Origin of the sequence: Streptomyces akebiae, assembly GCF_019599145.1 — a bacterium.
In the GTDB taxonomy this organism is placed as follows: Bacteria; Actinomycetota; Actinomycetes; order Streptomycetales; family Streptomycetaceae; genus Streptomyces; species Streptomyces akebiae.
In genome coordinates, this window is the sequence record NZ_CP080647.1 from 3263764 (window position 1) to 3275300 (window position 11537).

Annotated in this window: 13 protein-coding genes; 6 read left to right on the forward strand and 7 right to left on the reverse strand. The window is 70.6% G+C overall.

Features of this window, described 5'->3' with window-relative positions:
* Positions 1-190 precede the first annotated feature (190 nt).
* A complete protein-coding gene (locus tag K1J60_RS13845; RefSeq protein ID WP_220646491.1) occupies positions 191-481 on the reverse strand; it encodes an MTH1187 family thiamine-binding protein in 291 nt (96 codons plus the stop codon).
* The gene (locus tag K1J60_RS13850) at positions 478-822 is read right to left on the reverse strand and encodes a DUF3817 domain-containing protein (RefSeq protein WP_033529325.1); all 345 of its coding nucleotides are present in this window, start codon (positions 820-822) and stop codon (positions 478-480) included. The genes K1J60_RS13845 and K1J60_RS13850 overlap by 4 nt, the downstream gene beginning before the upstream one ends.
* A gap of 155 nt (positions 823-977) precedes the next feature.
* Between K1J60_RS13850 and K1J60_RS13855 the strand changes: the two genes are divergently transcribed.
* The 4 genes from K1J60_RS13855 (at position 978) to K1J60_RS13870 (ending at position 3674) form a co-directional block, all read left to right on the forward strand.
* The gene (locus tag K1J60_RS13855) at positions 978-1610 is read left to right on the forward strand and encodes an AIM24 family protein (RefSeq protein WP_033529326.1); all 633 of its coding nucleotides are present in this window, start codon (positions 978-980) and stop codon (positions 1608-1610) included.
* 1 nt (position 1611) lies between these two features.
* Positions 1612-2262 carry an AIM24 family protein gene (locus K1J60_RS13860; protein WP_033529327.1) on the forward strand — a complete coding sequence of 217 codons (651 nt, stop codon included), beginning with the start codon at positions 1612-1614 and terminating at the stop codon, positions 2260-2262.
* A gap of 2 nt (positions 2263-2264) precedes the next feature.
* A complete protein-coding gene (locus K1J60_RS13865; RefSeq protein ID WP_033529328.1) occupies positions 2265-3062 on the forward strand; it encodes an AIM24 family protein in 798 nt (265 codons plus the stop codon).
* Between the two features lie 135 nt (positions 3063-3197).
* Positions 3198-3674 carry a MarR family winged helix-turn-helix transcriptional regulator gene (locus K1J60_RS13870; protein WP_220646492.1) on the forward strand — a complete coding sequence of 159 codons (477 nt, stop codon included), beginning with the start codon at positions 3198-3200 and terminating at the stop codon, positions 3672-3674.
* A gap of 94 nt (positions 3675-3768) precedes the next feature.
* Here the strand turns inward: K1J60_RS13870 and K1J60_RS13875 are convergent, their stop codons facing one another.
* Complete coding sequence (locus K1J60_RS13875; protein WP_220646493.1) at positions 3769-5205, reverse strand: sensor histidine kinase; 1437 nt, start codon at positions 5203-5205, stop codon at positions 3769-3771.
* Positions 5202-5870 carry a response regulator transcription factor gene (locus K1J60_RS13880; RefSeq protein ID WP_220646494.1) on the reverse strand — a complete coding sequence of 223 codons (669 nt, stop codon included), beginning with the start codon at positions 5868-5870 and terminating at the stop codon, positions 5202-5204. The genes K1J60_RS13875 and K1J60_RS13880 overlap by 4 nt, the downstream gene beginning before the upstream one ends.
* Before the next feature lie 181 nt (positions 5871-6051).
* Between K1J60_RS13880 and K1J60_RS13885 the strand changes: the two genes are divergently transcribed.
* Entirely contained in the window at positions 6052-6759 is a 708-nt protein-coding gene (locus K1J60_RS13885; RefSeq protein ID WP_220646495.1) for a PepSY domain-containing protein, read from the forward strand.
* 231 nt (positions 6760-6990) lie between these two features.
* Here the strand turns inward: K1J60_RS13885 and K1J60_RS13890 are convergent, their stop codons facing one another.
* The 3 genes from K1J60_RS13890 to K1J60_RS13900 form a co-directional block, all read right to left on the reverse strand.
* Positions 6991-8280 (reverse strand): MFS transporter, encoded by a 1290-nt coding sequence (locus tag K1J60_RS13890; RefSeq protein ID WP_259407717.1) that lies wholly within the window; start codon positions 8278-8280, stop codon positions 6991-6993.
* Between the two features lie 263 nt (positions 8281-8543).
* The gene (meaB, locus tag K1J60_RS13895) at positions 8544-9500 is read right to left on the reverse strand and encodes a methylmalonyl Co-A mutase-associated GTPase MeaB (protein ID WP_220646496.1); all 957 of its coding nucleotides are present in this window, start codon (positions 9498-9500) and stop codon (positions 8544-8546) included.
* 54 nt (positions 9501-9554) lie between these two features.
* Positions 9555-10757 carry an acetyl-CoA C-acetyltransferase gene (locus tag K1J60_RS13900; protein WP_220646497.1) on the reverse strand — a complete coding sequence of 401 codons (1203 nt, stop codon included), beginning with the start codon at positions 10755-10757 and terminating at the stop codon, positions 9555-9557.
* Between the two features lie 148 nt (positions 10758-10905).
* Between K1J60_RS13900 and mce the strand changes: the two genes are divergently transcribed.
* Positions 10906-11346: a methylmalonyl-CoA epimerase gene (mce, locus tag K1J60_RS13905; protein ID WP_220646498.1), complete on the forward strand. Its 441-nt coding sequence runs from the start codon at positions 10906-10908 to the stop codon at positions 11344-11346.
* Positions 11347-11537 lie beyond the last annotated feature (191 nt).

Genomic DNA, 11537 nt, shown 5'->3' on the forward strand with positions numbered 1-11537 from the left:
GTTCCCCCGGGCCGGTGAAGTTTTTGAGCGACTGCTCAATGTGGTGGGCACGACCGTACCCCGGTTTGAGCGATCGCTCAAACGGCGGGACATGAGAGAACCCCGATCCGGAGGGATCGGGGTTCCCGGGAGCCGCGACAACGTGCCCGCGGCCGGCCACGACACCTTCGCGCCTGTGCGCCTGCGCGCGCTACGACAGGTGGCGTTCCACCGTCTCCACCTTGGAGGTGAGGCCGTCCGTGACGCCGGGGCGGATGTCGGCCTTGAGGACGAGGGAGACGCGGGGCGCGCGCTCCTCGACGGCGGCGACGGCTCGGCGCACGACGTCCATGACCTCGTCCCAGTCACCCTCTATCGAGGTGAACATGGCGTCGGTCCGGTTCGGCAGACCCGATGCACGGACGACCCGTACGGCCTCGGCGACGTACTCCCCCACGTCCTCGCCGACGCCGAGAGGGGTCACGGAGAAGGCGACGATCACGCGTTCACGACCCCTTCCTTGCGGGCCCGGGTCGCGATCACCGCGTCCTCGGCCTCGCGCCGCAGCTTGCGGTCGGCGAAGAAGCCGCCGGTGGGCAGGACGGAGAGGGCGAAGTAGAGCGCGGCGGTCTTCAGCGACCACTTCGTACGGTTCCAGGCGTCGGCCCAGAAGATCAGGTACAGGATGAAGAGGATGGCGTGGACCCAGCCCATCACGGGCACCGCGTTGAACTCCGTGGTCCGCTTCAGCACCGAGCAGACGAGCAGCAGCAGGAAGGAGACGGCCTCGGGGGCGGAGACGAGGCGCAGGCGGCGGAGGGCGGAGACGGTCTTTATGTCCACGGGTCACCTTCGGTCTTTGTGAACGGAAGCACAAGCTCGGGCCCATTCTGACATCCGGCGTTCCCGGGAGGTCCCCTAGGGTCCTTTCAGGGTCGAGATCCCCCTCTGGGCCCTGTCCTGTCCGGCCATCGGCCGGTTAACGTCACCCCGTGGCAATGTTCCGACTTCAAGGCAGCAAAGTGCTGGCCGTCGACATGACCGGGGACGCCGTGAAGGCGAAGAACGGATCGATGGTCGCCTACGACGGCCAGATGACGTTCAAGAAGCTCAGCGGCGGCGGTGAGGGTCTGCGCGGGATGGTGACGCGCCGCCTCACGGGCGAACAGATGACGTTGATGGAGGTGACCGGGCAAGGGACCTGCTGGTTCGCGGACCGGGCCTCCGAGATCAACCTCGTGAATCTTCAGGGGGACAAGCTGTACGTGGAGTCGAGCAATCTGCTCGCGACGGACTCCGGGCTGCGGACGGGCACGAGCTTCACGGGGCTGCGCGGCGCCTCGCAGGGCAACGGCCTGTTCACCACGACAATCGAGGGCCACGGCCAGGCGGCGATCATGTCCGACGGCCCGGCGGTGGTGCTGCGGGTGAGTCACCAGTACCCGCTGACGGTGGACCCGGGGGCGTACATCGCGCACCAGGGCAACCTCCAGCAGTCCTTCCAGTCCGGTGTGACGTTCCGCACGTTCATGGGCGAGGGCGGCGGCGAGGCCTTCCAGATCCGCTTCGAGGGCGACGGGCTCGTCTACGTCCAGCCCAGCGAGCGCAACACGGTGGCGGGGGACGTCTGACATGGCCTTCCGTGAGATCAACTCGAAGATGATCGAGGCGACCGTGATGCCGGGCCAGCGGCTGTTCAGCCAGCGCGGCGCGATGCTCGCCTACAAGGGCGAGGTCTCGTTCACGCCCAACATGCAGGGCGGGCAGGGCGGTATCGCGTCGATGATCGGCCGCCGGGTGGCGGGGGAGGCGACCCCGCTGATGACCGTCGAGGGCAGCGGCACGGTCCTGTTCGGACACGGCGGTCACCACATCCAGGTGATCAACCTGACCGGCGAGACCCTCTACGTCGAGGCCGACCGGCTGCTGGCCTTCGACGGCACCCTCCAGCAGGGCACGATGTTCATGGGCTCGCAGGGCGGCGTCATGGGCATGGTGCGGGGCCAGGTGACGGGCCAGGGCCTGTTCACCACGACCCTCAAGGGCCACGGCGCCGTCGCCGTCATGGCGCACGGCGGGGTGATCGAGGTCCCGATCACCCCCCAGCGCCCGGTCCATGTCGACCCGCAGGCGTACGTGGCGCACCACGGCGACGTACGCAACAAGCTGTCCACCGCTCTCGGCTGGCGCGACATGGTGGGCCGGGGCTCCGGCGAGGCGTTCCAGCTGGAGCTGAGCGGCAGTGGTGCGGTGTACGTCCAGGCCTCGGAGGAGAAGCTGTGAGCATGTACGGGGCCCCGGTCGCCGGCCCGACCGTCTTCGACCCGATGACGCTGCCGTCGGACGACAACGTCAACAACTACACCTTCTGCGTGGAGCTCAAGGGGAGCCAGTGGTTCCTGCAGAAGGGCAAGATGATCGCCTACTACGGCCAGATGGAGTTCAACGGCATCGGGCACGGCGGACTCGATCGCCTCGTCCGCTCCTCGTTCCATTCGCCTCTGCACGCGAGCGACTGGGTCGTGGCCCAGGGATCCGGCAAGATGCTCCTCGCCGACCGGGCCTTCGACGTCAATTCGTATGACTTGGAGGACGGCAACCTGACCATTCGCTCGGGCAACCTCCTCGCTTTTCAGCCAAGTCTCGCGATGAAGCAGTCGATCGTCCCGGGCTTCCTGACCCTCATCGGCACGGGCAAGTTCGTGGCGGCCTCCAACGGCCCGGTGGTGTTCATGGAACCCCCCATCCGGGTCGACCCGCAGGCCCTGGTCGGGTGGGCCGACTGCCCCTCGCCGTGCCACCACTACGACCACGGCTACATGACAGGTGTCATGGGCGGTCTACGTGCGATGACGGGGATCGGCGGGGCGTCCGGCGAGGAGCACCAGTTCGAGTTCGTCGGGGCGGGCACGGTGTTGCTCCAGTCCTCCGAGACCCTCATGGCCGAGCAGGCCACGGGCATGGTCCCGCACGAGCCGGGCGTACCCGGCGGCGGCGGGGTACCCGGGCATCACGGACAGCCGGCGGGGGCACCGCGCCTTCCCGGACAGCTGGGGGACCTCCAGCGTCGCTTCGGGCTGTGAGCGGTAGTCTGCGGAGTGTGACATCGAACGTGTGCGCGTCGTCATGCCTCAACCCGTAAGACCCGACCTGTCCGCACGAGTGACACACCGAACCCTCACTAGTTCGCCTTTCAACCTTTTAGGTAGACTTCATTCATGGAGACCGAAACGGCCACGCGCTGGCTGACCGATGCGGAGCAGTGCGCCTGGCGCACCCATCTGGACGTCAACAGGCTGCTGACGCACCAGCTCGAAAGGGATCTGCAGCCGTTCGGCCTGACAATGAACGACTACGAGATCCTGGTGAACCTCTCCGAGTCGGAGGGGCGGCGGATGCGGATGAGCGACCTCGCCGCCGCCACGCTCCAGTCCAAGAGCCGCCTCTCGCACCAGATCACCCGGATGGAGAACGCCGACCTGGTGCGCCGGGAGAACTGCGAGTCCGACCGGCGCGGGCTGTTCGCCGTGCTCACGGAGCACGGCATGGAGACGATGCAGCGGGTGGCGCCGCATCATGTCGCCTCCGTGCGGCGGCACTTCATCGATCTCCTGCCGGAGGAGGCGCTGGAGGAGCTGCACAAGTCGCTGGTGCCGATCGCGGAGCACCTCCGAAGCCACCGCGGTAAGCCGTAGCGCTCCGCTCGGGGGCCGGTTCGGCGCCGGGGGACTGCGGATCGAGTGTCGGCTGCGGGTTCCTCGTGGCCGGTCGCGCAGTTCCCCGCGCCTCTCAGGTGCCCGGGGGCCTGAGCGGCACCCTCAGTTCGAAGAGGGCTCCGCCGCCCGGGGCGTCGCCGACCGTCAGGGTGCCTCCATGGCGTACGGCGATGTCCCTGGCGATGGCCAGTCCCAGGCCCGCGCCGCCGTCGTCCCGCGCCCGGGACTCGTCGAGGCGGACGAAGCGTTCGAAGATGCGGTCGCGGTCGGCCGGCGGGACGCCCGCGCCGTCATCCACCACCTGGAGGATCGCCTGGTCCGGCGTGGTGCGCAGCGTGACGGCGACGCGGTCGCGGGCGTGGCGGCCGGCGTTGTCCAGGAGGTTGCCGAGGACGCGGCAGATCTGGTTGCGCGAGCCGCGCACCTCCACCGAGTCCACGCCGTCCAGCGTCACGCCCTCCCGGGACGCCACCTCCTCCCGTACGACCTTCGCCAGGTCGAACCGCGCGTCCGGCGGCGGCCGCTCCCCCGCGTCCAGACGGGCGAGCAGCAGCAGGTCGGCGGCGAGGCTCTGCAGCCGCACGGTGTCCTCGACCGCCCCGTCCAGGTCCAGCAACTCCGGGTGCGCGGCGCCCACTTCCAGCTGGGTGCGCAACGAGGCGATGGGGCTGCGCAGTTCGTGCGAGGCGTCCGCGACGAACGCGCGCTGCCGCTCCACCGAGGCCTCCAGGGCGGCCAGCGTCTCGTTCGTGGTGCGCGCGAGCCGGGCGACCTCGTCGTGCGTGTCCGGCTCGGGGACGCGCCGGGAGAGGTCCTCGGAGGCCGTGATCGCCGCCATCTCCGCACGGATGCCCTCGACGGGGCGCAGCGCCCGCCCGGTGACGACGTACGTCACCCCGCTCACGGTCAGCAGCAGCAGCGGCAGCCCGATGAGCATCGTCGTCAGCGCGGTGCCGACGGCCTCCTCCTCGGTGGAGAGCGGGGCGCCCGCGTAGACGGTGAGCGGCACTCCGGCCGGCGTGACCACGTCGACCCCGGCGAACCGGTAGTCCGCCGTGACCCCTTCGACGGTCGCGGTGCCCTCGCCGTACCAGGTCTCGTCGGCGACATCGCCCGCTTTCAGGCTGCCCTCGTCCTCGGCGTCCTTGTCGCCCTCCGCGCGGTCGTCGGCGTCGTCGTTGGTCTCGGAGTTCAGCCGGTCCGAGTCGATGGCGGTCACGTCCATGCCCTCGACGTCCTCGCCGACCGCGACGGGCTTCTCGTCGCGGTCCAGGACCTCGACCGGGTTCTCGTCGCCGTCGGGCAGCCGCAGTTCGGCGTAGGCGAAGCCGTTGGCCAGCGCCGAGGCCGCGTTGCGGGCCACGGAGTCGGCCTCCGCGTCCGCCTTGTCGGTGAGGGTGAACCGCAGCGACAGCAGGACGGCGGCGCCCGCGGCCACCAGGGCCACGGCGACGACGACGGTCGCGGCGAGGGTCGCGCGGGCCCGTACCGAGCCGAGACGGCGTTTCACGAGCGGCCCTCCAGTCTGTATCCGGCCCCTCGTACGGTCTTGATGAGGGTGGAGCCGAGCTTGCGGCGCAGCGCGCTGACGTAGACCTCGACGATGTTCGGGTCGCCGTCGTAGGCGAAGTCCCAGACGTGCTCCAGGATGTCGGCCTTCGAGACGACCTCACCGGCTCTCAGGACGAGTTGCTCCAGGACGGAGAACTCCTTGGTGGTGAGCGTGATCTCGTCCTCGGCGAGGAACACGCGCCGGGCGGCGGTGTCGACCTTCAGATCGCCGACCTCGTGCACGGGCGAGGCGCCGCCCGAGGGGCCGCGCCGCCGCAGCAGCGCCTTCACCCGGGCCACGAGGACGACGTACGAGAACGGCTTGGTCAGATAGTCGTCGGCGCCCGTGTCGAGCCCCTCGGCCTCGTCGTACTCGCCGTCCTTGGCCGTGAGCATCAGGATCGGCACGTCGTGGCCGGCGGCGCGCAGGGCGGCGCAGACGCGGTAGCCGTTCATGCCGGGCAGCATGATGTCGAGGATCACGAGGTCGTACGACCCCTCGCTCGCCCGGTGCAGTCCGTCGATCCCGTCGTGGACGACGTCCACGGCGTACCCCTCGGCCGTCAGGCCCTTGGCCAGCGACACCGCGAGCCGCTTCTCATCTTCCACGATCAACAGGCGCATGCGTTCAGCTTGGCAAACCGAACCTGAAGCGGTCTTCAGGGGGCTTCAGGTCCGCTTCAGCGTCGGTCGGCCAGATTGGTTCCCGTCGAAAGCAGACGAGGCGGATAAGCCAGACAAGCCATCTGCAACCGGCTACATCATCCGTTACTGGTTGCAGCCAGTCGCATCCTGGAGGAACCTCATGAAGCGCAACATCGTCATCGCCACCATCACGGCCGTCGCCCTGATCGGCGGCGGCACCGCGACCGCCATCGCGGTCTCGGGTGACGACGAGGCGCCGGCGAAGAAGACCGTGTCGGTGTCGAACGGCGACCACGACCGCGACGACGTGAACGACGACTCCGACGGCACGGCCGAGGACAAGGCGGACGACAAGGCCGAGGACCGGGCCGCCCGCGACACCGACCAGGACGCCGAGGACAAGGCCGAGAACGCGGCCGAGGCGAAGGCCGGTCAGGTCACGGCCGCCGAGGCGATCAGGACGGCGCTGCAGCACAAGGACGGTACGGCGGTCTCCGCCGACCTCGACGACGAGGGCACGAACCTGATCTGGGACGTCGACGTGCTGACCGGCGGCGGCAAGTGGTTCAGCGTCCAGGTCGACCCCGGCACCGGCAAGGTCCTCGGCTCGCACGCCGACCGCGACGACGACGGTGACGACGCCGCCGAGACCCAGCAGATCCGGGCCGCACTGAAGGGCAGCTCCGTGACCGCCGCCGAGGCCGCCGAAGCCGCCGCGGACAAGGGCACGGTGACCTCCGTCGACCTCGACGAGGAGAGCGCGGACCAGGCCTGGGAGGTCGACACCACCGCCGCCGACGGCACCGGCAGCGACTGGAGGGTGAACCCCGACTCCGGCAAGCTCACCGCCGACCGCTCGGAGGACTGATCTCGCGGTCCCGTTGAACCACCGGGAGGACCGACCCCGCCGACCCCCCTCGGCCGGACGTCGCCCTCCAGGAGGACCGGCGCTCTCCCCCCACACCCCGGGAGCCCCGGCTCCTCCTTCCACGCCGGGAAGCCCGACACCTCGCCCCCCAGAGGTACGCGGCCTTCCTCACCCCAGGTAGGGGCACCCGAGACCGGGTGCCCCTACCGGCGTTCGCGCGGTCGGCTCACCTCACGGCGACTGCGCCGCCCGCGCCTCGGCGCTCACGACCTGCTCCGTCGTGTGCCCCGCCGCTCCCGCCGCCGGCCCGGCCGCACGGCCCCGCCGGCTCCCCACCCCCACCACGGTCGCCGCGAGCAGGGCCGCGCCGCCCACGAGGGCGAAGCCGAGGGTGGGCGAGACCTGGGCCACCAGCAGCCCTGAGGCGGCCGCTCCCGCCGAAATGCCCGCGTTGACGGCCGTGTTGACCCAGGCGCCGGACCGGGTGCGGGCGGCGGCCGGGGCGGAGGCATCGGCGACGAGGTACGCGGTGGTGAGGGCCGGGGCGACGAAGAGCCCGGCGCAGACGACGGCGCCGGTGAGGACGGCGAGGTCCGGGGCGAGCCCGGCACCCGCGAGGGCGAGGCCAAGACCCGCCACCAGCAGCGACAGCCGTACGCGTGCACCGGAGCGCCACTCGACCGCGCCGTACAGCAGGCCGCCCACCGCGCTCCCGGCGGACAGCGCGGCGAAGATCCAGGCCACCACGTCGTCCCCGTGGCCCCGCTGCTCGGCGAAGGCCAGCACCAGCAGGTCGAGCGCGCCGAGCGAGAGCCCGACGCCGCCGGCCGCGACGACCGGCGGCACGATGCCGGTGACGACCCACGACCGGCGTCGGCCCGTCCGCTGCTCGGACACCGCGCCCCGCACCGGAACGCGCGCCACGGCCGGGGAGGCGACGAAACCGAAGGTCCCCGCCACCACCAGCACGGCGCCCAGGGCCACGGCGGCGGCCGGAGCGGCGACCTGCACCACGGCGCCCACCACCAACGGCCCCGACACGAACAGCAGTTCCTCCGCGACCCCGTCGAGGCTGTACGCGCGCGGCAACAGCCCCCGGTCGGCGGCGAGTTCGCTCCACACCGTGCGCATCGTCGGCCCGAGCGGCGGCGTACAGGCGCCCGCCGCCACCGCGACCGCGCCCAGCACCGGGCCGGAGACGCCCGGCCGCCAACTCGCCACCGCCAGCAGGCCGAGCAGCACGGCGTACAGCGAGGCCATCGGCGGCAGCGCCCGACGGGGGCCGTAGCGGTCGACGAGCGCCGCCCTCGCGGGCGACAGGAAGACACTGGTGGCCCCGAACAGGGCCATGACCGTACCGGCGACGGCGTACGACCCCGTCGCACGGGTCACGGCGAGCAGCACGGCGACCGGCACCATGCCATAGGAGAGCCGGCCGACGAGTACGGCGGCGAAGGTGCGGCGGGCGTACGGGATGCGGAGCACCGCTGCGTACGACGGCCGCGAGGAGGTCGCGGACATGCGAAAGGTTCCTCACCTGAGGGCGTGCAGGGACACCGAGGCCCCGCACGACGACGACACGTCGCCTGCGGGGGGGCGTCTCTACGCAAGGTGAAGGAACACGCGGCCAAGTTAGCAGCTCGAGACGGGCGTTCTTCAGGGGCGCGGGGAACCGCGCGAACGGGGTCCGGGACGGAGCCCCGGATCTTTGACCGGAGGCCGAAGGGGCGCGCAGCCCCTGGGGGCGGGAAGGGCAAGGGCGGCGGGGGCGAGAAAACGCGAGGTCAGCCCTCCGTCAACCCGGCCACCAACTCGTCCGCCGCCCGATAGGGATCCAGCTCCCCCGCCACGATCCGCTCGGCCAGGGAATCCAGCCGCCGATCACCGTGCAGGTCCCCGATCCGCTCCCGCAGAGCGGTCACCGCGATGGTCTCCACCTCGCGCGCCGCACGGGACCGCCGCCGCTGCGCGAGGACCCCCCGCTCCTCCATCCACGCACGGTGCTTCTCCAGCGCCTCCACGACCTCGTCGACGCCCTCGGCCCGCGCGGCGACCGTCTTGACGATCGGCGGCCGCCAGTCGCCGGGCCCACGGGACTCGCCGAGCCCGAGCATGTGGTTCAGCTCGCGCGCGGTCGCGTCCGCGCCGTCCCGGTCGGCCTTGTTGACGACGTAGACGTCGCCGATCTCCAGGATCCCGGCCTTGGCCGCCTGGATGCCGTCCCCCATGCCGGGCGCCAGGAGCACCACGGAGGTGTCGGCCTGCGAGGCGATCTCCACCTCGGACTGGCCGACACCGACCGTCTCGACGAGGATCACGTCGCAGCCCGCCGCGTCCAGGACCCGGATCGCCTGCGGGGCCGCCCAGGCGAGGCCACCCAGATGGCCACGGGTCGCCATCGAACGGATGTACACGCCGGGGTCGGAGGCGTGGTCCGACATCCGGACGCGGTCGCCGAGCAGTGCGCCACCGCTGAAGGGCGAGGACGGATCCACCGCCAGCACCCCGACCCGCTTGCCGGCCCTGCGGTACGCGGTCACCAGCGCCGACGTGGACGTGGACTTGCCCACGCCGGGCGAGCCGGTGAGGCCCACGACGTACGCCCCGCCCGTGAGCGGTGCCAGCGCCTCCATGACCTCACGCAACTGCGGGGACGCCCCCTCCACCAGGGAGATCAGCCGGGCGACGGCCCGGGGCCGCCCTTCCCTGGCCTGCGCCACCAGTGTGGGGACGTCCTGCATCACAGCTCCGATCCGAGAAGACGACGGGCCACGTACGCCCGGAACCGACGGGCCTCAGGCCTTGGGTACCCGCACGATCAGCGCGTCACCCTGACCGCCGCCACCGCACAGCGCGGCCGCGCCGACACCTCCGCCGCGCCGCTTCAGCTCCAGGGCGAGATGGAGGACGAGCCGGGCGCCGGACATGCCGATGGGGTGTCCGAGAGCGATAGCACCGCCGTTGACGTTCACCTTTTCCGGGGAAATCCCGAGGTCCTTCATTGACTGCACGGTCACTGCGGCGAAGGCCTCGTTGATCTCGATGAGGTCGAGGTCGGCGACCGCCAGGCCGTCCTTCTTCAGAGCGTGCTGGATGGCGTTCGACGGCTGCGACTGCAGCGAGTTGTCCGGTCCCGCCACGTTCCCGTGGGCGCCGATCTCGGCGAGCCACGTCAGGCCGAGTTCCTCCGCCTTGGCCTTGCTCATGACGACCACGGCGGCCGCGCCGTCGGAGATCTGCGAGGAGGACCCGGCCGTGATCGTGCCGTCCTTGGTGAACGCCGGACGCAGCTTGCCCAGCGACTCGGCGGTCGTCTCGGCCCGGATGCCCTCGTCCTGGCTGAAAACGACCGGCTCGCCCTTGCGCTGCGGAATCTCCACCGGGGTGATCTCGGCGTCGAAGAGGCCGTTCTTCTGGGCGGCGGCGGCGCGCTGGTGGGACAGGGCGGCGATCTCGTCCTGCTCGGGGCGGAGGAGGCCGAGGCGGGTGTTGTGCTTCTCGGTGGACTCGCCCATGGCGATGTTCTCGAAGGAGTCCGTGAGCCCGTCGTGCGCCATCGCGTCGAGCATCTGGATCGCCCCGTACTTGTAGCCCTCACGGGACTTCGGGAGCAGGTGGGGGGCGTTGGTCATGGACTCCTGGCCGCCCGCCACGATCACGTCGAACTCACCGGCGCGGATCAGCTGGTCGGCGAGCGCGATGGCGTCGAGGCCCGAAAGACAGACCTTGTTGATGGTGAGCGCGGGCACGTTCATCGGGATGCCGGCCTTGACCGCGGCCTGGCGCGCCGGGATCTGCCCCGCCCCGGCCTGCAGCACCTGGCCCATGATCACGTACTGGACCTGGTCGCCACCGATCCCCGCACGGTCCAGGGCGGCCTTGATCGCGAAGCCGCCGAGGTCGGCTCCGGAGAAGGACTTCAGCGAACCGAGCAACCGTCCCATGGGCGTACGGGCGCCCGCGACGATCACCGATGTGTTGCGGTTCGAACCAGACATGAGGTGCGATCCCCTTCCAGCTTGCACAGCCGAGGAGTGAACGAGGGTTTACTTCGAATGTACTGAGTGGCACTCCGTGCCGTCATCGGGCTGTCAGTGTGATCGCTGGCACGTTGCGTAACCGTCTCGGGAGCGCTGCACTGACATCATGCTGACGCGAATCGACCACATCGGGATCGCCTGCTTCGACCTCGACGCCACCGTCGAGTTCTACCGGGCCACGTACGGCTTCGAGGTGTACCACTCCGAGGTCAACGAGGAGCAGGGCGTGCGGGAGGCCATGCTCAAAATCAACAGCACGGACGACGGCGGCGCCTCCTACCTGCAGCTTCTCGAGCCGACCCGCGAGGACTCGACCGTCGCGAAGTGGCTGGCGAAGAACGGCGAGGGGGTCCACCACATCGCCTTCGGTACGGCGGACGTCGACGGCGAGGCGGCCGCGATCAAGGACAAGGGCGTACGCGTCCTGTACGAGGAGCCGCGAGTCGGTTCCATGGGGTCACGGATCACGTTCCTGCACCCCAAGGATTGTCATGGCGTACTGACAGAACTGGTCACTTCGGCGCCAGTTGAGTCACCTGAGCACTGACCCCCGTACATATGGGCCGGTAGGGTTGGGGTCGGCCGTCGCCTTCGAGGGGGACGGCCCGGGTCCTGCCGCCTTCCGAGGAGCGGGATCCAAGGGCACCGCGAAGATCCATCAGCGGTTGTCCGAGGGCCGGGGTCCAGGTTTCGGGGGACGAGGGTGAGGGCGGCAGCCCGTGCTCCGCCGTTGATCTG

Coding starts and splice junctions, on each gene's coding strand:
- K1J60_RS13855 (WP_033529326.1), top strand. CDS start 978: ATGTTCCGACTTCAAGGCAGCAAAGTGCTGGCCGTCGACATGACCGGG.
- K1J60_RS13860 (WP_033529327.1), top strand. CDS start 1,612: ATGGCCTTCCGTGAGATCAACTCGAAGATGATCGAGGCGACCGTGATG.
- K1J60_RS13865 (WP_033529328.1), top strand. CDS start 2,265: ATGTACGGGGCCCCGGTCGCCGGCCCGACCGTCTTCGACCCGATGACG.
- K1J60_RS13870 (WP_220646492.1), top strand. CDS start 3,198: ATGGAGACCGAAACGGCCACGCGCTGGCTGACCGATGCGGAGCAGTGC.
- K1J60_RS13880 (WP_220646494.1), bottom strand. CDS start 5,870: ATGCGCCTGTTGATCGTGGAAGATGAGAAGCGGCTCGCGGTGTCGCTG.
- K1J60_RS13885 (WP_220646495.1), top strand. CDS start 6,052: ATGAAGCGCAACATCGTCATCGCCACCATCACGGCCGTCGCCCTGATC.
- K1J60_RS13890 (WP_259407717.1), bottom strand. CDS start 8,280: ATGTCCGCGACCTCCTCGCGGCCGTCGTACGCAGCGGTGCTCCGCATC.
- meaB (WP_220646496.1), bottom strand. CDS start 9,500: ATGCAGGACGTCCCCACACTGGTGGCGCAGGCCAGGGAAGGGCGGCCC.
- K1J60_RS13900 (WP_220646497.1), bottom strand. CDS start 10,757: ATGTCTGGTTCGAACCGCAACACATCGGTGATCGTCGCGGGCGCCCGT.
- mce (WP_220646498.1), top strand. CDS start 10,906: ATGCTGACGCGAATCGACCACATCGGGATCGCCTGCTTCGACCTCGAC.